We start from the raw sequence: 18,105 nt of genomic DNA, 5'->3' as shown, positions 1-18,105 counted from the left end.
TCGGCGGCTGAAGTGGTGTGGTTCCGGCAGCGTACGACGGCGGTCACGGGCGGCCATGTCGGCGACCATGTGGCGGGCATCGGGGCGGAGGAGGTCCGCCCCGGCCTCGGCCAGGAAGTCTCTCGTGGCCGCGCGGTCGCCTCTGCCGCCGGCCGCGGTCACACCCGTCATGTCCTGAGGTCCCGGGGCGAGGTCGTCGTCGGCCGGCGGCCAGGCGTCGTCACGCCGCCGGACGACCCTTTCAGCGCCGCCTCGCTGCGCCCGGCTCGGCCGCGCACGGATCGGACGGTCTCCCATGACACGGAGGCGACGGCCACCAGCGCCAGGAGCAGGTAGAAGACGAACAGTTTGTGCAGGTCGTCCATGAAGTACCAGATCGATGCGGTGGCGCTGAACCAGAAGGCGGCCACTGCGGCGCTGCGCCCCTGGCCGCGTACCGCGCTGATGAGACAACAGGCGGCGGTCAGTGCCAGCAAGGCGGCGATGGCGACATAGGAGCCGGCCCACCCGACCTCGGCGCGCCGCAGTTCGGAGTTGACCGCCACGGCCTCGGCCACCGGTCCCCAGCTCACCGCGCATGCCAGGCGTGCCGACCATGGCAGCGTCACCATTCCCAACACCCCGGCCGCGACGGCGACCTGGCCGAAGTGAGCGGTGTCCACCAGGTCGCCGTGGGCGCACAGCAGCGAAAGCAGGGATCCGAGCAGAGCGAGAGCGCTGTCGGCGGAAGGACGCGGTGAGATGCGGAACCTGTCGCGGGAAGCCGTTCGGCCGCCGGGCCGCATCGCTCGGGACGGGGGCGGCGGAGCGGTGGCCTCGGCCGTCGGCAGAGAACTCTGTGTGAGGGCGTCGGCGAGGGACGCGCGCATCTCCCCCGCATCGGCGAATCGTTCCGCCGGGTCCTTGCGCAGTGCGCGCAGGATCACCGCCTCGACCGCCGGCGGTGTCTGCGGTCGGAGCCGGGAGACCGGCTCGGGTGCGGTGTAGAGATGCTGGTGCATGACGGCGAACGGCGATTCACCGCGGAACGGGGTCTGTCCCGCCAGGAGTTCGTGCAGCAGGCACCCCATCGCGTACAGATCGGCCCGGTGGTCGATCTCCGCGCCGCTGATCTGCTCGGGCGAGAGATAGGAGGGGGTGCCGATGGCCGCGCCACTGCCGGTGATACGGGTGGCGGCCTCGGTGAACGCCTTGGCGATGCCGAAGTCGAGGACCTTCACGGTGCCAGGCCCGGTGACCATGATGTTCGAGGGCTTGATGTCCCTGTGCACGATGCCGCGTTCATGGCTGTGCCGCAGCGCGTCGAGTACCGCGCAGGCCACGTCGATCGCCTCGGCGACGGGGAGTGGACCGCGCCGCAGGGCATCGGCGAGAGTGGCGCCTTCCACGTACTCCATGACCAGGTAGAGCCGCGGGCCGTCCGGGTGCGCCTCCTCGCCGACGTCGTGGATGGTGGCCACCGCTGGATGGTTCAGCGCGGCGACCGCGTGCGCCTCGCGCCGGAAGCGGGCTCGCGACTGCGGATCGTGGGCCAGCTCCGAGGAGAGCAGCTTGACCGCGACGGTGCGGCGCAACTGCCGGTCCACCCCCCGATGGACCGTTCCCATGCCGCCCTGCCCGAGCTTCTCGGCCAACTCGTACCGGCCGCCCAGGACCAAGTCCCGCCCCACTGATACCTCCCCTGAATCAGAACCCGCGCAGCTTACGGCGCGAGGTCGACGGGCCGGTCGCCACCACCGCACCGGCGAGTCGCAGAGAAGGTGCGCACAGGCGCGCCGCCGAACTCACGTGACCGGTCGGCCCGGTCCCGGGACTCGGCGGTTCCGGGCGAGATCAGGCGGACGCCCCGTGGAGCAGGAGCGCGGTGATGAAGTCCGGCCCCTAGGGCACGTACGCGGCGACCGGCACGGCCGACACCTGGCACCCGGTCGTGCTCGACGCGCCACCCCCCTGGCTCGCCACCACCTTCGTGCCCGGCCCTCCCTCCAGCAGGTCGTCCACCGCCCTCAGCGTCCGCTGACGGTGAGTTCGTAGTCGCCGATCAGGTCGCCGAGGAGCGTGCCGGCGGTGATGTCGCTGGTGACGTGGCCGGACATGTAGAGGCGGGAGTAGAGGACCTCGTCCCGCATCCAGCGGTAGTCCTCGGCCCGGTGCGGGGAGAGGGACCCGAGGTAGGTGACGGCGGTGGCCGAGAGGGTGGCGTGCCGGGAGGGGTAGGAGTACGGGCCCTTGGTGCCGGGCTTGATGTGCTTGTCCGGGCGCAGCGTGGGGTCCAGGACGTACGGGGCCGGCTGCCTGTCCTCGGCCGCCACCTGGTCGCTGATCGTCTTGGCCATCTTCAGGGCCGCCTTGAGTTCCGCCTTCTCGGCCGCGCCCTGCCGGGCCGGGACCAGTTCGCGCCGGTCGTGGAGGTAGAGCTTCCAGACGTCCTTCTTGCCGTGGAGTTCCAGCCAGGTGGCCGCCTTCTTCCCGGCCGCCGTACGGGTCCTGGCGAGCCGCTGGTCCTGGTGGAGTTCGGCGGTGCGCTGGGCCGCGGTGGGCGGGGCGGGTACCTGCCGGGCGGCCCAGGCGGCGAACGCCTTGTCGTCGCGGGCGGTGCCGTGCGTCTTCTTCCACCGGGCGAACAGGGCGTCGGCCTTCTTGCGCTGGTCGTCCGCCTGCCTGCCGATCGCGGCGATCTCGTTGTCCGTGAAGAGCGTGGGCGGCGGATCCTGCTTGATCTTGTCCGTCGCGCTGGGCTTCTTCTTCGAGGAGGTGACGGCCGTGACCAGCTGCGGTCGCAGCGCGCCGAGGGCGACGGCCCCGACGGCGAGCAGCGCGACCAGCGCGTAGGGCCATTTGACACCGCGCAGGACGTTCATGCGGCGGGAATCCTTTCGGGGAGCGGCGCGGGGTCGGCCGCTGTGGTGAAGTGGGCGCGGGCGAGGCGGCGTACGTCGTTGTCGGGCAGGCCCGGGGTGAGCAGGGACTGGCCGACGACGTACTTGCTCAGCGAGACCGGCCGCACGCCCATGCCGAGCAGCAGCCGGTCGGCGGGTGCGGGCCGCGGCCCGCCCTTGGTCTCGATGAGGACGTGGCCGTGGTCGAGCGTGGCGGTGCGGCCGTCGCCGTGGCAGCTGAGGGTGCCGTCGAGGGTGACGCGGCTGCCGCGGTCGAGGTCGGCGAGGGCCGCGCGAACGTAACGGACCTCGGCGGTGGCGGACAGTCCCCCGGCCCTGACGGGGACGCCGGCCCGGCCCAGCGCGTCGTCGACGAACCCGGCCGCCTCGGCGGTCAGTTCGCCGTACTCGGCGGCCGGAACCGTGAGGGCGTGCTTGACCGTGGCGCCGCGGCCGTCCTTCGTCTTGACCTCCACCCGGCACAGCCCGTCCTCGGCGTAGAGGCGGGTACGGACCTTCCAGCGCCGGCGACGCCCCTGGACGTGGGCCCGCCAGGCGCCCAGCTCCGGGGTGTCGAAGTAGGTGCTGAGGTAACTCGTCGTACGACGGCCGCCGAGGTCGAGGACGCGGTGGCTGCCGGCGAGAGCGGCGATGAGACGGCGGGCCCGGTCGACCGGGACCAGGTACTTGCGGTCGACCCGGTGCTGGAGCGCCGCGGCCGCGTCGACCTCGGCGAGCGTGGCGCCGCGCAGTCCCTCCAGGCACAGGTCGGCCGCGAGGGAGGAGCCCGGGATCACAGCGCCGTCACCGGTTCACGCGGCTCGGGGTCCGAAGCGAGGGCGGGCTCCTGCGGCTCGGCCGGATAGCGGGCGGAGACCCGGGTGGTCTCGCGGACGTAGTCCACCTCGTCCACGACGACGGACAGCGGCGCCCGGCCGAAGCGGGAGGCCACGTCCCCGGCGATCGCGGAGGCGTCCGGGTAGATCCGGTCGAGGGTGAGCTTCACCGTGCGGGTCGGGGGCCCGTACGACGTGGGGTCGTCGACCATGAGCACCGCCACCAGCACCACGACGTCCAGAGCGACGACGAGCCACGTCTGGCGATGCGGCAGGCCCGTGCACAACGCGATCACCAGCGTGACGAAGGTGTAGGCGACGTCGCGCAGGGTGAAGGCGGCGCTGCGCAGACGGACCAGGGAGAGGATGCCGAACAGTCCGAAGCCGACCCCTGCCGGGAATTTGCCGGCGCTGATGGTGCTCATCGCGGCGAACAGGCCGATGTTCAGCGCGGCCAGCACCAACGGCATCGCCGGGGCGCTCGGGCGGCGCCGGTAGAGCCGGCCGACCAGGATCAGCAGGGCGATGACATCGAGACCGCCGCGGGTCAGCAGGTCGGTGACCGCGAGGTGGTGGGTGATGCCCTTGGCGGCAAGCACCAGTGCGTGCATGGCTGTTCCTTCCGTCGCGGCACGTCGGACGGCGGACCGGTCGCGGTCCGCGGAGCACCGCGACCGGAAGGACAGTAGGGATTTCACATGAACAGACCATGAAGGCTTCCGGCCGGCCCCGTCCGGGGGGCGGCTAGTCTGCCCGGCATGCACTGCCTGGTCGTCGACGACGAGACCCGCCTGACCGATCTGGTCGTCCGCTACCTGACCGAGTCCGGACACACCGCCGAGGGCCGCTACGACGGCACCTCCGGCCTGGCCGCGGCCCGCGATCCACGAGTCGACGGCGTCCTCCTGGACGTGATGCTGCCCGGCCTCGACGGCATCGAGGTGTGCCGCACACTGCGCGAGGAGGGCATCGACGTGCCCGTCATCCTGCTCACCGCGCGCGGGGCGATCAGCGAACGCGTCGCCGGCCTGGACGCCGGCGCCGACGACTACATGGTCAAGCCCTTCGCCATGGAGGAGTTGCTCGCCCGGCTGCGCGCGATATCCCGGCGCCGCCCCGACACCGCCGGCCGCCTGCGGGTCGGCGACCTCGTCCTCGACTCCGAACAGCAGCGTGCCTGGCGTGCGGACACCGAACTCGACCTGTCCCGGCGGGAGTTCGCCGTACTGCGGGTGCTCATGGAGAACGCCGGCCGGGTCGTCTCGCGCCTCCAGCTGCTCGACGAGGTCTGGGACGGCGAGACCGACCTGCGCAGCAACGCCATCGACGTGCACGTCTCCAAGGTGCGGGCCAAGGCCGACCGGGCCTTCGGCCGTACGAGCATCACGACCCTGCGCGGACGCGGCTACCGGCTGGAGACCGCCTCGTGAGACGGGCCGGACGCCTGTGGGCGTGGTTCAGGCGCCTGCCCGTCGTGGCCCGCCTCGTGCTGGCCGTCGCACTGACCATGTCCATGGTCCTGGCGGGTGCCGCCGGCCTGGTCTACTGGCGGGTCCAGACCGCCCTCGACCAGCAGCTCGACGACGACCTCACCACCTACCGGCACAGCCTGGACCAGGCCGTCCGCACCGGCACCCCGCTGCCGCCCGGCCCCAGCGGAAGCCTCCACCAGGTCCTCGACGAGCGCGGCCGCGTCCTGGGTTCCAGCGACGCCGTACGCCACCGGCAGCTCCTCACCGTCGCCGAACTCTCCGCGGTCGCTCGCGGGCGGACGGTGCGGCACGACGTCGGCTCCCTGCTGCCCATCACCTCGGGCACACTGCGCCTCCAGGCCAGGCGCGTCACCACCGCCGGACAGGTGCGGATCGTGGTCGCGGCCGTCCGGCGCGGCCACCGCGACGAGGCGCTGCGCGAACTCCTCGGCCAGCTCGCCTTCGCCTCCGGGCTGACGCTGATCGCCGCGTCGTACGTCGGTTACCGCACCGCCCGCGCCGCCCTGCGCCCCGTGGAGCGCTACCGCCGCGGTGCCGCCACCTTCGCCGACGGCGCCCAGGACCTCCGCCTGGACGTGCCCGCCGACCGCGACGACGAGATCACCCGCCTCGGGCACACCCTCAACCACATGCTCGACCAGCTGGCCGCCGCCAGCGCGCGCGAGCACCAGTTCATCGCCGACGCCAGCCACGAACTGCGCACCCCGCTCACCCTGATGCGGGCCGAACTCGATGTCGCCCTGCACCGCCCGCGCACCGCCGAGGAGCTCACCGAGACACTGCGCTCGGTCGACACCGAGGTCGGCCGCCTGGTCACCCTCGCCAACGCCCTCCTCGATCTGGAGCAGTTCGCGAGCGGCGAGCACATCCAGCGCGCCCCGGTCGAGCTGGCCCGCTTCCTCGACGAGGCCTCTGCCCCCTACCGCAGCGCCGCCGAGCGCGACGGACGCGGGTTCGAGGTCGAGTACGACCAGAAGGCCACCGTCGAGGTCGACCCGCGGTGGCTGGAGCCGGCCGTCGGGACACTGCTGGACAACGCCCTGCGCCACGGGACCGGCACGATCCGGCTGCGCGCCGTCACCCGCGGCGGGCGGCTGTGCCTGTCGGTGTCCGACGAGGGCCCCGGCTTCCCGCCCGACTTCCTCGCGCACGCCTTCGACCGCTTCACCCGCGCCGAGTCCAGCCGCACCACGTCCGGCACCGGCCTCGGCCTCGCCCTGGTCGCGGCGGTCGCCGCCTCCCACGACGGCACCGCACGCGCCGGGAACATCTCGCCGGGGGCCGTCGTCACCCTCGACATCGCGTGCTGAGGCGGGTCCCCGTACGGTCTCCGTGGTCGCGGGCGTAGGTCGCGAAGACGCCGGCCGTGGCCGCCCCCGTGTGCAGGAAGCGTTCGTCCAGGATGACCGCCAGATCGTCCAGCGCCCTGCGCAGCACCGCGGCGGAGAGCCGGACATCGGGATGCCGGGCGCCGGCGGCCCGCTCCGCGAGGTCGGTGGCGTGGCCGAGCTGAAGGGGCAGCGAGGTGTTCTCGTCGCCGTCGTAGAAGTAGTACGACTCGGCGTACTGGAGGAAGTCGACCGTGATCACCGAGACGGCCGAGGCCAGGCTGTCCAGGAGGGCCGCGCCCCCGTCCGAGTCGAGCGCCTCGGAGGTCACCCCGCCGCGACGCACGTGGGAGAGGCGCAGCGCGAAGGTGCGGCGCCTGGCCAGAGCGGGGTAGATGCCGAGGATCCACGACACGGTCGCCGACAGCAGGGCGAAGCCGACGAGCGCCTCCAGCGGGCCGGCGACGCGCAGCCAGCCCGTGGCCGGCGCGATGTCCCCGAAGCCGAGGGTCGAGAGCGTGACCAGGGAGACGTACAGGGCGTCCACCGGCCCCGCGTGCTCGGCCGCGACGAGTTTCGAGGAGTACGCGAAGCTCTCCGGCATGTGCGGCCAGTAGACCAGGGCCCACCCCACGGCCACGGTCAGCGCCCACACCGCGACGACGCAGACCATGCCCATGGGGCCGGCGAGCCCGGCCGCGCGCCACCGCATGCTCAGGCGCGAGGACAGGCGCCACAACCCCGTCATCACCATCCTGCTCAGGCCGCCATGGCGGGTCGGGTGCCAGATGGTGTGGAACACGTCCCGGAGGATGACCATCACGAGGACGACGCCGAGGAGCGTCACGAACCACGTCATGTCCTCGCCCTTCCCGCCCGGGGCGGCGGCCTCCCGCACCCGGGGTGGTCTCAGCCCGTGCGAGTGACCGGAGCGTCACCCCGGTCGGGAGCCACCGCCACACCGGTCGGGGAAAGGGCGGCCGGCAGGCGGGAAGCGGTGGTCACTCCTTGCCGCGGACCACCGCGACGGAGCAGTGCGCGTGATGCAGCAGGGCCTGGCTGACCGAGCCGAGGAGCAGGCCGGCGAAGCCGCCGCGCCCGCGTGCGCCACACACGACCAGCTGTGCGTCGCGACTCGCCTCGATCAGCGCCGAGCGGATCCGCGAGCGCACCAGGCGCCGCTCCACCACGACCTGCGGGTAACGCTTCTGCCACCGGGACAGCGTCTCGTCCAGCAGTCGCTGCTGCTCCTCGCGGAGCCGCTCGATGTCGACGACCAGGTTCAACGGGTCGCCCGGCCCCTCGTACGGCCGCTCGCTCCGGGTGTTCCACACGTGCAGGGCCAGCAGGTCCGCCCGGCGCATCGACGCCTCGGCGAAGGCGAACTCGACAGCGCGTTCCCCGGCCGGGGAGCCGTCCACCGCCAGCAGCACGGGACCGGCCGGGTTCGGCCTGCCCCGGACCACCAGCACCGGGCAATGGCTGTAGGCGGCCAGATGCACGGTGGTGGAACCGAGGAGCAGGCTGCCGAACCCGCCGAGCCCGCGGCTGCCCACCACGACGAGCGAGGCGGTGCGCGACTCCAGTTCCAGCACCATCAACGGCTCGCCGACGGGGACCTCTCGGGTGATGTCCACCCGCGGGGCGGCCTCGCGTGCCCGCCGTTCGGCCTCGGCCAGAGTGCCGTCCACCAGCTCACGCACCCCCGCTCTGGCGGGATCCCAGGGGGGCCCGCCGGACGGCGGATGGATCGACGGCCATCCGAAGGCGTGCACCAACCGCAGGCCGACCCCGCTGAGCGCCGCCTCGTGCGCCGCCGCCTCGACCGCGTCCAGGCTGGACGGTGAGCCGTCGACTCCCACGACGACCGGTTTCGCCATGCCGCGCCTCCTCGCCTCGCCGCCCGTGCGTTCGCCCTGCCCGGCTCTCGTCCATCGTCCGCCACCGTGCCGGGCTGCGCATCGGACCGAAGCCTTCCGGCAACCCCTCAGCATCGGTGCCGAACCCGGCCATGGGCGGCCCCTGGATACCGCGGCAGCCGCCGCGCCCTGAGCCTGATCACACTCCGTCATCACCCGGAAGGCTCAGCAGAAACGGCGTGGGCGCACCCGTGCGGGTCGTATGAGGGAGGAGTGCCGTCACCCGGAAGGCCCCCGGAGGAGGACATCGTGTTCCGCCACTCGATACGCACGCTCCTGGTCGGTCTGTGCGCGCTGACCGCGGCATCGCAGGCGGTCTCCGCCGGGGCCGTCGCCGTCCCGGCGGGCCCCCGCCCCGAGGCTCGTGCCGGCCGGGCCATGGAAGCGCGGACGCTCACGGACCTCACCACCGCCATGAAGGGCGAGGCGTTCGCCTACGCCTCCTACAGCCTCTTCGGCGCCCAGGCCGACGGCGCGGCCCACGCCGCCGCCGGACGGCTCTTGCGGACCACGGCGCGAACCGAGCTGAACGAGCATCTGCGCGAGGCGGCCACGCTGGCCGGGGTGGTCGGCACGAACGCGGCCGACCTGCGCCAGGCCGTCCAGGGGGAGTCGTACGAGCACCAGGTCATGTACCGGGGCTTCGCGACCCAGGCCCGGCAGGACGGGGACACGAAGGCCGCCGAACTGTTCACGGAGCTCGCCGCGGACGAGGGCCGCCACCGTGACGCCTTCCGCACGGCCCTCACGGTCGTGACGTCCGGCCACGGCACCGTCCCGGCGCCGCCCGCCGCCCGGACGGTGTCGGTGCCCGCCGGGCCGCCGAAGGTGCGCGCCGCGCGCACGAAGGCCAACCTGGACACCGCGATGCACGGCGAGGCCCTGGCCCATGCCAAGTACACGCTGTTCGCGGCGCAGGCGAAGCGGACCGGCGACCCCGCGCTGGCCCGGCTGTGGGAAGGGACAGCCGCGGTGGAACTGCGCGAGCACTTCGCCGGCGAGGCGGCCCTGGCGGGACTGGTGCGGACCACGAGGGAGAACCTGGACAGGGCCGTGACCGGAGAGCGCTCCGAGGCGACCGCCGTCTATCCCGGGTTCGCCCGTCGGGCGAAGGCGGTCCATGACACCGCTGCCGCCGCCTACTTCCGCAACACCGCCGCGGACGAGGCCCGGCACGCCGCCGCCTTCCGGGGAGCCGCCGACCGGCTGCGCTGAGCACAGCACAGCCGAGGGACGAACGGCCCTGCCGTCGGCCGCCGCGGAGGGAGCAGGCTGGACGTGCCGTACGGACAGCTGTTCCCACCACCGAGGAGACGGGTGGCATGAGTGCCGAGGCCACGGGCGAGGCCGATGAGACGCGTGTGCTGGTGGTCGAGGACGACCGGGGCATCGCGGAGTCCCTGGTGCGCGGGCTGCGGCAGGCCGGCTACGCGGTCGAAGGGGTGCGGACCGGGCGCGCGGCACTGGCCGCGCCCAGCCCCGACGTCGTGCTGCTCGATCTGGGGCTGCCCGACATCGACGGCGTCGAGGTGTGCCGGAGGCTGCGGGCGCGGTCGGACGCCGCGATCATCGCCGTCACCGCGCGGGGCGAGGAGGCGGACCGGGTGGTGGCCCTGGACGAGGGCGCCGACGACTACCTGGTCAAGCCGTTCGGGCTGGCCGAGCTGCTCGCGCGGATCAGGGCCGTGCTGCGCCGCCGGCGCCCGGCGGAGCCGGAGGTCCTCCGGCACGGCCCGCTGGTGCTCGACCTGCGCACCCGGCAGGTCTCGGTCGACGGCCGCCCGGTCACGCTGACGCCGAAGGAGTTCGGCATCCTGGAGTGCCTGGCCGCCGACCCCGGCCGGCTGCTGAGCCGGCAGCAGGTCCTGGAGCGGGTCTGGGACGACCACTGGTACGGCCCCACCAAGGTGGTGGACGTGCACATCGCGGCGCTGCGCCGCAAACTCGGCGCCCCGGGGCTCATCGAAACCGTCTACGGACACGGCTTCCGGCTCGGGGAGGTCCAAGAGCCCCGGGAGGGGGCGTGACCCGCCGGATCACCTGGACGCTCCTGGTCCTCACCTCCGTACTGCTGGTGCTGGCGGTCGTGCCGCTCGCGGTGTCGCTGACGGCCCGCGAGCGGGTCGCCTTCCGCGACAGTCAGCGGGCGGCCACCCGGGTGATCGCCGCGGCGGCCGAGGAGCACCTCTCCGACCGCAGGCCCGCCACCGTCATGCGCCAGGAGCTGGATGCCGCGGCCCGGGCGGGGGACTGCGCGGCCGTGTACGACGCCTCCGCGCGCCTGGTGGCCAGTACGCCCTGTACGGCGGCCCAGGGCGGGGAGGCGGAAGAGCTGGCGGAGAGGGTCCTCGCCGGGCACGAGCCCGAACCGCCGGAGAACGAGGGCCGGCTCCTGACCGCGGAACCGGCCGGCGAGGTCCGCAACCCCTCCGGCGCGGTCGTCCTGGCCCGCTCAGCGGCCCCGCTCGACGCCCGGATCGCCGCCATCTTGGGCTGGTCCGCCGCGATCGGCGCGGCGGGGCTGGCCGCTTCCGTGCTGCTGTCCGTCCGCCTGGCCCGCTGGGTCAGCCGCCCGCTGTCGAGGCTGGACGTCAGCGCCCAGCGGCTGGGCGAGGGCGCCCTCGACGAGCGGGCCGAGGTCGACGGCGGCCCCCCGGAGGTACGCCGTCTGGCCGCCACCTTCAACACCATGGCGGCCCGCATGGAGGCGCTGGTGCACGGCCACCGGGCCGTGCTCGCCGACGTGTCCCACCAGCTGCGCACCCCACTGGCGGCGCTGCGGCTGCGGCTCGACGTCCTCGGCGCGGGGGCGGGGGGCGACACCGCCGCCGAGGTGGCCGCCGCGCAGGAGGAGATCGCCCGGCTGTCCCGGCTGGTCGACGGGCTGCTCGCGGTCGCGCGGGCCGAGCAGGTGACGCCCCGGCCGGTCGCCGTCCGGGTCGACGAGGTGGTGGCCGAGCGGGTGGCGGCCTGGGCGCCGGTGGCCGCGGAACGCGGGGTACGGCTGACCGTCGCGGACGGGCCTGCCCTGTCCGCCGCGCTCGGCGCGGGCCACCTGGAGCAGATCCTCGACAACCTGGTCGCCAACGCCGTGGAGGCCGTGTCCGAGGGCGGGAACGTGCGACTCGACCACCGGGCGACCGCCGGCGTCATCCGTGTGCGCGTGCAGGACGACGGTCCCGGAATGAGTGCCGGGGCCAAGGCGGTCGCCTTCCGCCGGTTCGGCAATCCGGAGGCCAGGGGCGCCGGTCTGGGGCTCGCCATCGTCCACCGGCTGGTCACCGCCAACGGCGGTACGGCACGGCTGGAGGACACCCCTGGCGGCGGGCTGACCGTCGTACTGGACCTGCCGCCGTGGCCGCAGGGCCGGCTCGGGCCGTCGCCCCGGTGAACCGAAGATCTTTACCAGTCCTGAAAAGGACGTGAGCGAGTTCCTGGGTGCCGCCGTCACAGCCTGAAGGTGCACGCAGCCGATCCGGGCCGCCGAATCACCAGGAGCCGCTGCCATGGCACCCTCGCCCGCACCCCACGACTTCGACCAGGACTCCCCCTCGGCCGGTTCGCCCGGCGCACGCGATCGCGGACTGCGCCGGACCCGCCGCCTCACCCGGTGGCTCGCCGTCACCGCCGTGGCCGCCACGGCCGCCCTCGGCGGCCTCTACACCCATCTGATCCCGGGGAGCTCGTCCTCGCCCGCGGCGCCGCCCGGATCCGGGCAGAGTCCGCCCACGTCGTCCGCCGCCCGAGGGGACGACGAGGAGGGCGATTCCGACGACGAGGAGGAAGCCGCCGCCTCGAAGCCCGCGCCGCGGGCCCCGGCCCAGCCGCCCGCCCCCACCCAGCAGAAGCCCCACACCACGACGGGGGCGTCATGACCACGCACATCCCCAAGCCGTCCCCCGCCGAGGTCAGCTTCCCGGCGCTCGGCACCACGGCCGCGCTGTTCGTCACCGAGCCGGGTGCCCTGCCCGCCGCCGAGGTGATCCTGCGCGCCGAGCTGGCCGCCGTCGACCGCGCGTGCAGCCGCTTCCGCGCCGACTCCGAACTGACCCGGGTCAACCTCGGCGCGGGCAGCCCGGTGACGGTCGGCGAGCTCTTCGCCGAGGCCCTCCTGGCCGCTCTGCGGGCCGCGGACATCACCGACGGGGCGGTGGACCCGACCGTCGGCCACGCGATGACCGCGCTCGGCTACGACCGCACCTTCGCCTCCCTACGCCCCGACGACGTCCGCCCGCTGCCCCCGGCCCGGCCGACCCCCGGCTGGCGCCGGATCGACTTCGACCCCGGCACCGGACGGCTGTGTCTGCCGCCGCACACCTCCCTCGACCTGGGCGCCACCGCCAAGGCCCTCGCCGCCGACCGCGCCGCCCGCCACGCCGCCGCGGCCACCGGCTGCGGCGTCCTGGTCGGTCTCGGCGGCGACCTCGCGACGGCCGGGCCGGCGCCCGAGGACGGCTGGCGCATCGCCCTGGCCGACGACCACGCCCGGCCCGCCACGGACCACGGCCCCGCCGTGGCCATCACCGGCGGCGCGCTGGCGACCTCCGGCATCCGCGTGCGCACCTGGCGGCGCGCCGACCGCACCCTGCACCACATCGTCGACCCGGCCACCGGCGAACCGGCCGCCCCGGTCTGGCGCACCGTCACCGTGGCCGCCGCCACGTGCGTGGACGCCAACACCGCCAGTACCGCGTCGATCGTGCTGGGCGACCGGGCCGTCGACTGGCTGCGCGGCACCGCCCTGCCCGCCCGGCTGGTCGGCCTCGACGGCCACGTCGTACGTCTCGGCGGCTGGCCCCCCGACTCCGACGCTCCGGCCCCGGGAGGCTCGCGATGACGACCCTGGCCCTCACCGGCAGCCCCCTGTGGTACGCCAGCCGGGCAAGCGGCACCCTCGCCCTGATCCTGCTCACCGCCGTCGTGGTCCTGGGCATCGCCTCCGGCGGCCGCGCCGCGCCCTACCGCGTCGGCCGCTTCGAGATCGCCCTGCTGCACCGCAACCTGTCCCTGCTCACGCTGGTGTTCCTCGCCGTGCACGGGGTGACGGCGGTGCTCGATCCGTTCGCCCACCTGGGGTGGGCGGTGACCGTGGTGCCGTTCGGGGCGTCGTACCGGCCGCTCTGGCTCGGCCTGGGCACGGCCGCGCTCGACCTGCTGCTCGCGGTGCTCGTCACCAGCGCCCTGCGCCGGCGCCTGGGCGTGCGTCGCTGGAAGGCCGTGCACTGGCTCGCGTACGCGGCTTGGCCGCTCGCCCTCTTCCACGGTGTCGGCACCGGCACCGACACCCGGCTGCCCCTCCAGCTCTGGCTCTACGCCGGATGCCTCGGCACGGTGGTGGCCGCCGTGTGGTGGCGGTCGGCCAAGGCCGGGCCGGGCCGGATCGCCGGGCGCCTGCTGACCGCCGTGGCCGCGACCGCCGTACCGGTCGTGCTCGGTGCGTTCCTCGCCGCCGGCCCGCTCCAGCCGGGCTGGGCCCAGCGCGCGGCGGCCACGACGATCCTCCTGGGAGGTGGACGGTGAACCCCTCGGCCACGGCGTCCCGTTCGGCCCGCCTCTCCGCCGCGCCGGGCGAACCCCGGCTGCTGGCCGGCTGGAACGCCACGGGGCGGCCGGCCGACCTGTCCGATCACCTCGGACGCTACGGGCCCGCCCCGGTCCCCGCGGGCAGGGGCAGGCGTACGTCCGTGCCGCTCGTGGAGGCGGTCGAGGCGGCCGGACTCACCGGGCGCGGCGGCGCGGGTTTCCCCACCGCCCGCAAGCTGCGCGCCGTGGCGGAACGCCGTGGCCGCGCGGTGGTCGTCGTCAACGCCATGGAGAGCGAACCGGCGAGCCGCAAGGACCAGTTCCTCGTCGCCGTCGCACCGCATCTCGTGCTCGACGGTGCCGTACTGGCCGCGGCCGCGGTCGGCGCGGACACCGTCCACGTGTGCCTGCCCCGCGACCGCACCGCCCAGTACCAGCAGCTGAGCGCGGCTCTGGACGAACGCCGACGCGCCCGCCTCGATCCGGTCCGGCTGCGGCTGCACGCCCTCCCCCATGCCTACGTCTCCAGCGAGTCGACCTCCCTGGTGCGCTGGCTGAACGGGGGCCCGGCCCGGCCGCAGGGCAGCCCTCCGCGCACCCACGAGCGCGGCGTGGACCGGCGCCCCACACTGGTCGACAACGCCGAGACCCTCGCCCACCTCGCCCTCATCGCCCGCTACGGCCCTGACTGGTACCGGCAGGCAGGCACGCCGGAGGAGCCCGGCACCACGCTCGTCACCGTCTCCGGCGCCGTCGCCGCACCGGGTGTGCTCGAAGCCGCGCTCGGTACACCGATCACCACGCTCCTCGACCGCGCCGCGGGACCCACCGACCCCCTGCAAGCGGTCCTGCTCGGCGGCTTCGCCGGCACCTGGCTCCCGGCAGCGCGCCTGGACACCCCCCTCGCCCGGCGCGATCTCGCCCCGCTGGGCGCCGCACCCGGCGCCGGGGTCCTCGTCGCGCTGCCCCGAGCGGCCTGCGGGCTCGGCGAGACGGCGCGGATGCTCGCCTACCTGGCCGCCCACAGCGCGCGCCAGTGCGGCCCCTGCCACTTCGGCCTGCCCGCCGTGGCCGAGGACTTCACCACGCTGGCCACCGGACGTGCCGACCCCGGTCTGCCCGCGCGCCTGCGCCGTCGCACCGGTCTGCTGCCCGACCGCGGCGCCTGCCGCCATCCCGACGGCGCCGCCCGCCTCGCCGCCTCCGCCCTGAGCGTCTTCGCCGACGACGTCGACCACCACCTCACCCACGGCCCCTGCCCCGCCGCCCACCAGCCACCCCGCGTCCCCGTACCGCCCGCGACACCCCCGGAGACATGGCGATGAGCCGCACCCGAAGCCTGCGCGTCGACCGCGTCGCCTGCACCGGCCAGGGCCTGTGCGCCGAGCTCCTGCCCGAACTGATCGACCTCGACGAATGGGGCTACCCCGTCCTGAAAGGCCGAGCGGTGCCCGACGAACTGCGCGCCCACGCCCGCCGAGCCGTCGCCGCATGCCCCCGGCTGGCCCTCCACACCGACCGGGACCGGCCATGACCGGCGCGGGCACGCGCCGTCCGCAGGGCCCCGAAGCAGGGCCGGACGTCCCCTCGCGCCGACACCCGGGACGCGGTGTGCTGGAGGGGGGACCGGTCCCCCGATCGCCGCGCCGGACGAACCGAGGTATGCCATGACCGACCGCACGTTCCCGACACCGCCGCGCCGTCCGACCGCGGCGGTCGCGCGACGGCTCGAACCCGTCCTCCTGGCCGTCACCGCGGCGGCCCTGACGGCCGGCGGCATCGCCTGGCTCGTCGGCGCGGGCGGCCTCGCCGACCTCTTCTGGGCGCTGGGCACCCTGTCCGCCGTCGTCCCGGCCGTGGGATGGGTGCTCTCCGCGCTGCGCCACGGGCGCGCGGGCGTCGACCTCATCGCCGTCCTCGCGCTCGGCGGCACCCTGGCCGTCCACGAGTACCTGGCCGGTGCGCTGATCGCGCTCATGCTCGCCACCGGCCGCACCCTGGAGGCGGCGGCCCAGCGGCGCGCCTCCCACGACCTGCGCGCCCTGCTGGAACACGCGCCGCGCACCGCGCGCCGTCGCACGGACGCGGGGGTGACCACGGTGCCGCTGGCCGAGGTCGCCGTCGGCGACCTGCTCGTCGTCGGTCCCGGCGAGGTCGTCCCCGTCGACGGCCGCGTGGAGAGCGACGCCGCCGTCCTCGACGAGTCCGTGCTCACCGGGGAGTCCGTCCAGGTGGAGCGCGCCCGGGACGGGGCGGTGCGCAGCGGCGTGGTCAACGCCGGCGGCGCCTTCGAGCTGCGCGCCTCGGCCACCGAACAGGACAGCACCTACGCCGGGATCGTACGGCTGGCCCAGCAGGCCGGCGCCGAGTCCGCGCCCGTGGTGCGGCTGGCCGACCGCTACGCGGCCTGGTTCCTCCCGCTCTCGCTGGCGGTGGCGGGGCTGGCCTGGCTGGTCAGCGGCTCCGCCGTACGGGCGGTCGCCGTCCTGGTGGTCGCCACCCCCTGCCCGCTGCTGCTGGCCGCGCCCGTCGCCATCGTCTCCGGTCTCTCCCGCGCCTCCCGCCTGGGCGTCGTCATCCGGGACGGCGGCGCGCTGGAGAACCTCGGCCGCGCCCGCACCCTGCTGCTGGACAAGACCGGCACCCTCACCCGCGGCCGTCCCCGCGTCCTCGACGTGATCGCCGCGCCCGACGTCAAAGCCGCGGAGGTGCTGCGCCTCGCCGCCTCCCTCGACCAGTACTCGCCGCACGTCCTCGCCCAGGCCATCGTCGGCACCGCCCGCGAACGCGGCCTGGTGCTCTCGGTCCCGACGGACGTCACCGAGGAACCCGGCCGGGGTGCCACCGGAAACGTGGACGGGCACCGGGTCTCCGTGGGCCGTACGGGTGCCGCGACCGCCCGGCCCGCCTGGGCGAAGGCCGTCGACAACCGTGCGCTGCTCGACGGCGCCGCCGTCGCCTGGCTCACCGTCGACGGGCACCTGGCCGGCGCGGTCCTGCTGCGCGATCCCCTGCGCCACGACGCCCCGCGCACCCTGCGTCACCTGCGGGCGGCGGGCATCGACCGGATCCTGATGCTCACCGGCGACCGGGCCGCGCCCGCCCACGAGGTCGCCGCCGTCCTCGGCCTGGACGACGTCCGGGCCGAGCTCGGCCCGGCCGACAAGGTCGCCGCCGTACGCGCCGAGCGCGAGCGCGCGGTCACCGTGATGGTCGGCGACGGCGTCAACGACGCCCCCGCCCTCGCCGCGGCCGACATCGGCGTCGCCATGGGGGCCCGCGGCTCCACCGCCTCCTCCGAGGCCGCCGACATCGTCCTGACCACCGACCGCGTCGACCGTCTCGCCGACGCCGTCGCCATCGCCCAACGAGCCCGGCGCATAGCCGTCCAGAGCGCGCTCGGCGGCATGCTGATGTCCCTGGCCGCCATGGCCGTGGCCGCCTTCGGTCTGCTCCCGCCCGCCGCCGGCGCCCTGCTCCAGGAGGGCATCGACGTCGCCGTCATCCTCAACGCCCTGCGTGCCCTGCGGGTCGACCAGGCCGCGCGGCCGGCGCTCACCCCTGACGCCGAGGCCCTCATCCACCGCTTCGCCGCCGAACACGACGACCTCCAGGACGTCCTGGAAGCGGTACGGGACGCGGCCGACCGTCTCTCCGACAGCTCCGGCCCGACGGCTCTGGCGGCGGTGGAGGAGACACACCGGCTGCTGACCGAACGGCTGCTGCCGCACGAGTACGCCGAGGAGCACCAGCTCTACCCCGCCCTCGCGCCGACGCTCGGCGGTCCCGAGGCCACCGCCACGATGAGCCGGGCCCACACCGAGATCGAACGGCTCGCCCGCCGCATCGCCACGCACCTGCAACTGGCCCGTGCCGACGGCCGCCTGTCCGCCGGACAACTCGACGACCTGCGCTCCTGCCTCTACGGCCTCAACACCGTCCTGCGCCTGCACTTCACCCAGGAGGAGGAGAACTACTTCTCCCTCGCTCCGTGACCGGCAGGTGGCCACGGACCTCGGTGACCGACCGGCCCGAGACGTCGGCCGCATCCGGGTACCGACCGGCCCATCGCCTCGGGCGAAGGGCCCTGGCGCCGGGATCGGGCCGGGCGGACGATGAGGAATGTC

General features: G+C 74.7%; 17 protein-coding genes. 11 read left to right on the top strand and 6 right to left on the bottom strand.

Going from position 1 to position 18,105, the window contains the following annotated elements:
• Positions 1-167: 167 nt before the first annotated feature.
• The 4 genes from ACWDD7_RS17655 to ACWDD7_RS17640 all read right to left on the bottom strand — a co-directional run bounded on the left by ACWDD7_RS17655 (position 168) and on the right by ACWDD7_RS17640 (position 4,326).
• A complete protein-coding gene (locus ACWDD7_RS17655) occupies positions 168-1,670 on the bottom strand; it encodes a protein kinase domain-containing protein (RefSeq protein WP_450457961.1) in 1,503 nt (500 codons plus the stop codon).
• A gap of 336 nt (positions 1,671-2,006) precedes the next feature.
• The gene (locus tag ACWDD7_RS17650; protein WP_450457960.1) at positions 2,007-2,861 is read right to left on the bottom strand and encodes a phosphatase PAP2 family protein; all 855 of its coding nucleotides are present in this window, start codon (positions 2,859-2,861) and stop codon (positions 2,007-2,009) included.
• Positions 2,858-3,676 (bottom strand): polyphosphate polymerase domain-containing protein, encoded by an 819-nt coding sequence (locus tag ACWDD7_RS17645; RefSeq protein WP_450457959.1) that lies wholly within the window; start codon positions 3,674-3,676, stop codon positions 2,858-2,860. The genes ACWDD7_RS17650 and ACWDD7_RS17645 overlap by 4 nt, the downstream gene beginning before the upstream one ends.
• Complete coding sequence (locus ACWDD7_RS17640) at positions 3,673-4,326, bottom strand: DUF4956 domain-containing protein (protein WP_450457958.1); 654 nt, start codon at positions 4,324-4,326, stop codon at positions 3,673-3,675. The genes ACWDD7_RS17645 and ACWDD7_RS17640 overlap by 4 nt, the downstream gene beginning before the upstream one ends.
• 147 nt (positions 4,327-4,473) lie before the next feature.
• On the opposite strand from ACWDD7_RS17640, the gene ACWDD7_RS17635 reads away from it, so the two are divergent.
• Both ACWDD7_RS17635 and ACWDD7_RS17630 read left to right on the top strand, forming a co-directional pair.
• Positions 4,474-5,145, top strand: a complete 672-nt coding sequence (locus tag ACWDD7_RS17635; RefSeq protein WP_450457957.1) for a response regulator transcription factor — start codon at positions 4,474-4,476, stop codon at positions 5,143-5,145.
• On the top strand, positions 5,142-6,518 hold the full coding sequence (locus ACWDD7_RS17630; protein WP_450457956.1) for a sensor histidine kinase: 1,377 nt from the start codon (positions 5,142-5,144) through the stop codon (positions 6,516-6,518). Before ACWDD7_RS17635 ends, ACWDD7_RS17630 begins: the two co-directional genes overlap by 4 nt.
• Here ACWDD7_RS17630 and ACWDD7_RS17625 read toward each other — a convergent pair.
• Positions 6,496-7,395 carry a potassium channel family protein gene (locus tag ACWDD7_RS17625; RefSeq protein ID WP_351864532.1) on the bottom strand — a complete coding sequence of 300 codons (900 nt, stop codon included), beginning with the start codon at positions 7,393-7,395 and terminating at the stop codon, positions 6,496-6,498. The two genes, ACWDD7_RS17630 and ACWDD7_RS17625, sit on opposite strands and share 23 nt — an antisense overlap.
• A 142-nt stretch (positions 7,396-7,537) precedes the next feature.
• The gene (locus ACWDD7_RS17620) at positions 7,538-8,416 is read right to left on the bottom strand and encodes a universal stress protein (protein ID WP_450457955.1); all 879 of its coding nucleotides are present in this window, start codon (positions 8,414-8,416) and stop codon (positions 7,538-7,540) included.
• A gap of 288 nt (positions 8,417-8,704) precedes the next feature.
• On the opposite strand from ACWDD7_RS17620, the gene ACWDD7_RS17615 reads away from it, so the two are divergent.
• The 9 genes from ACWDD7_RS17615 (at position 8,705) to ACWDD7_RS17575 (ending at position 17,973) form a co-directional block, all read left to right on the top strand.
• Positions 8,705-9,670 carry a ferritin family protein gene (locus tag ACWDD7_RS17615; protein ID WP_450457954.1) on the top strand — a complete coding sequence of 322 codons (966 nt, stop codon included), beginning with the start codon at positions 8,705-8,707 and terminating at the stop codon, positions 9,668-9,670.
• Positions 9,671-9,777: 107 nt separating this feature from the next.
• Positions 9,778-10,482: a response regulator transcription factor gene (locus ACWDD7_RS17610; RefSeq protein WP_351864540.1), complete on the top strand. Its 705-nt coding sequence runs from the start codon at positions 9,778-9,780 to the stop codon at positions 10,480-10,482.
• On the top strand, positions 10,479-11,846 hold the full coding sequence (locus tag ACWDD7_RS17605; RefSeq protein ID WP_450457953.1) for a sensor histidine kinase: 1,368 nt from the start codon (positions 10,479-10,481) through the stop codon (positions 11,844-11,846). Before ACWDD7_RS17610 ends, ACWDD7_RS17605 begins: the two co-directional genes overlap by 4 nt.
• A 115-nt stretch (positions 11,847-11,961) precedes the next feature.
• Positions 11,962-12,330, top strand: a complete 369-nt coding sequence (locus ACWDD7_RS17600) for a hypothetical protein (RefSeq protein ID WP_450457952.1) — start codon at positions 11,962-11,964, stop codon at positions 12,328-12,330.
• Positions 12,327-13,292, top strand: coding sequence for an FAD:protein FMN transferase (locus tag ACWDD7_RS17595; protein WP_450457951.1), 966 nt, complete (start codon positions 12,327-12,329; stop codon positions 13,290-13,292). Before ACWDD7_RS17600 ends, ACWDD7_RS17595 begins: the two co-directional genes overlap by 4 nt.
• Positions 13,289-13,975, top strand: a complete 687-nt coding sequence (locus ACWDD7_RS17590) for a ferric reductase-like transmembrane domain-containing protein (RefSeq protein WP_351864552.1) — start codon at positions 13,289-13,291, stop codon at positions 13,973-13,975. The genes ACWDD7_RS17595 and ACWDD7_RS17590 overlap by 4 nt, the downstream gene beginning before the upstream one ends.
• On the top strand, positions 13,972-15,303 hold the full coding sequence (locus tag ACWDD7_RS17585) for an NADH-ubiquinone oxidoreductase-F iron-sulfur binding region domain-containing protein (RefSeq protein ID WP_450457950.1): 1,332 nt from the start codon (positions 13,972-13,974) through the stop codon (positions 15,301-15,303). Before ACWDD7_RS17590 ends, ACWDD7_RS17585 begins: the two co-directional genes overlap by 4 nt.
• Complete coding sequence (locus ACWDD7_RS17580) at positions 15,300-15,512, top strand: ferredoxin (RefSeq protein WP_351864557.1); 213 nt, start codon at positions 15,300-15,302, stop codon at positions 15,510-15,512. The genes ACWDD7_RS17585 and ACWDD7_RS17580 overlap by 4 nt, the downstream gene beginning before the upstream one ends.
• 133 nt (positions 15,513-15,645) lie before the next feature.
• Complete coding sequence (locus ACWDD7_RS17575) at positions 15,646-17,973, top strand: heavy metal translocating P-type ATPase (protein ID WP_450457948.1); 2,328 nt, start codon at positions 15,646-15,648, stop codon at positions 17,971-17,973.
• Positions 17,974-18,105 lie beyond the last annotated feature (132 nt).

This window comes from Streptomyces sp. NPDC001056 (assembly GCF_053598955.1).
This window is presented reverse-complemented; position numbering and strand designations above follow the sequence as displayed.

What these genes read in the sequence shown, in the direction of transcription:
- ACWDD7_RS17650 (WP_450457960.1), bottom strand. Translation starts at nt 2,861, where the DNA reads ATGAACGTCCTGCGCGGTGTCAAATGGCCCTACGCGCTGGTCGCGCTG.
- ACWDD7_RS17640 (WP_450457958.1), bottom strand. Translation starts at nt 4,326, where the DNA reads ATGCACGCACTGGTGCTTGCCGCCAAGGGCATCACCCACCACCTCGCG.
- ACWDD7_RS17635 (WP_450457957.1), top strand. Translation starts at nt 4,474, where the DNA reads ATGCACTGCCTGGTCGTCGACGACGAGACCCGCCTGACCGATCTGGTC.
- ACWDD7_RS17625 (WP_351864532.1), bottom strand. Translation starts at nt 7,395, where the DNA reads ATGACGTGGTTCGTGACGCTCCTCGGCGTCGTCCTCGTGATGGTCATC.
- ACWDD7_RS17620 (WP_450457955.1), bottom strand. Translation starts at nt 8,416, where the DNA reads ATGGCGAAACCGGTCGTCGTGGGAGTCGACGGCTCACCGTCCAGCCTG.
- ACWDD7_RS17610 (WP_351864540.1), top strand. Translation starts at nt 9,778, where the DNA reads ATGAGTGCCGAGGCCACGGGCGAGGCCGATGAGACGCGTGTGCTGGTG.
- ACWDD7_RS17600 (WP_450457952.1), top strand. Translation starts at nt 11,962, where the DNA reads ATGGCACCCTCGCCCGCACCCCACGACTTCGACCAGGACTCCCCCTCG.
- ACWDD7_RS17595 (WP_450457951.1), top strand. Translation starts at nt 12,327, where the DNA reads ATGACCACGCACATCCCCAAGCCGTCCCCCGCCGAGGTCAGCTTCCCG.
- ACWDD7_RS17590 (WP_351864552.1), top strand. Translation starts at nt 13,289, where the DNA reads ATGACGACCCTGGCCCTCACCGGCAGCCCCCTGTGGTACGCCAGCCGG.
- ACWDD7_RS17580 (WP_351864557.1), top strand. Translation starts at nt 15,300, where the DNA reads ATGAGCCGCACCCGAAGCCTGCGCGTCGACCGCGTCGCCTGCACCGGC.
- ACWDD7_RS17575 (WP_450457948.1), top strand. Translation starts at nt 15,646, where the DNA reads ATGACCGACCGCACGTTCCCGACACCGCCGCGCCGTCCGACCGCGGCG.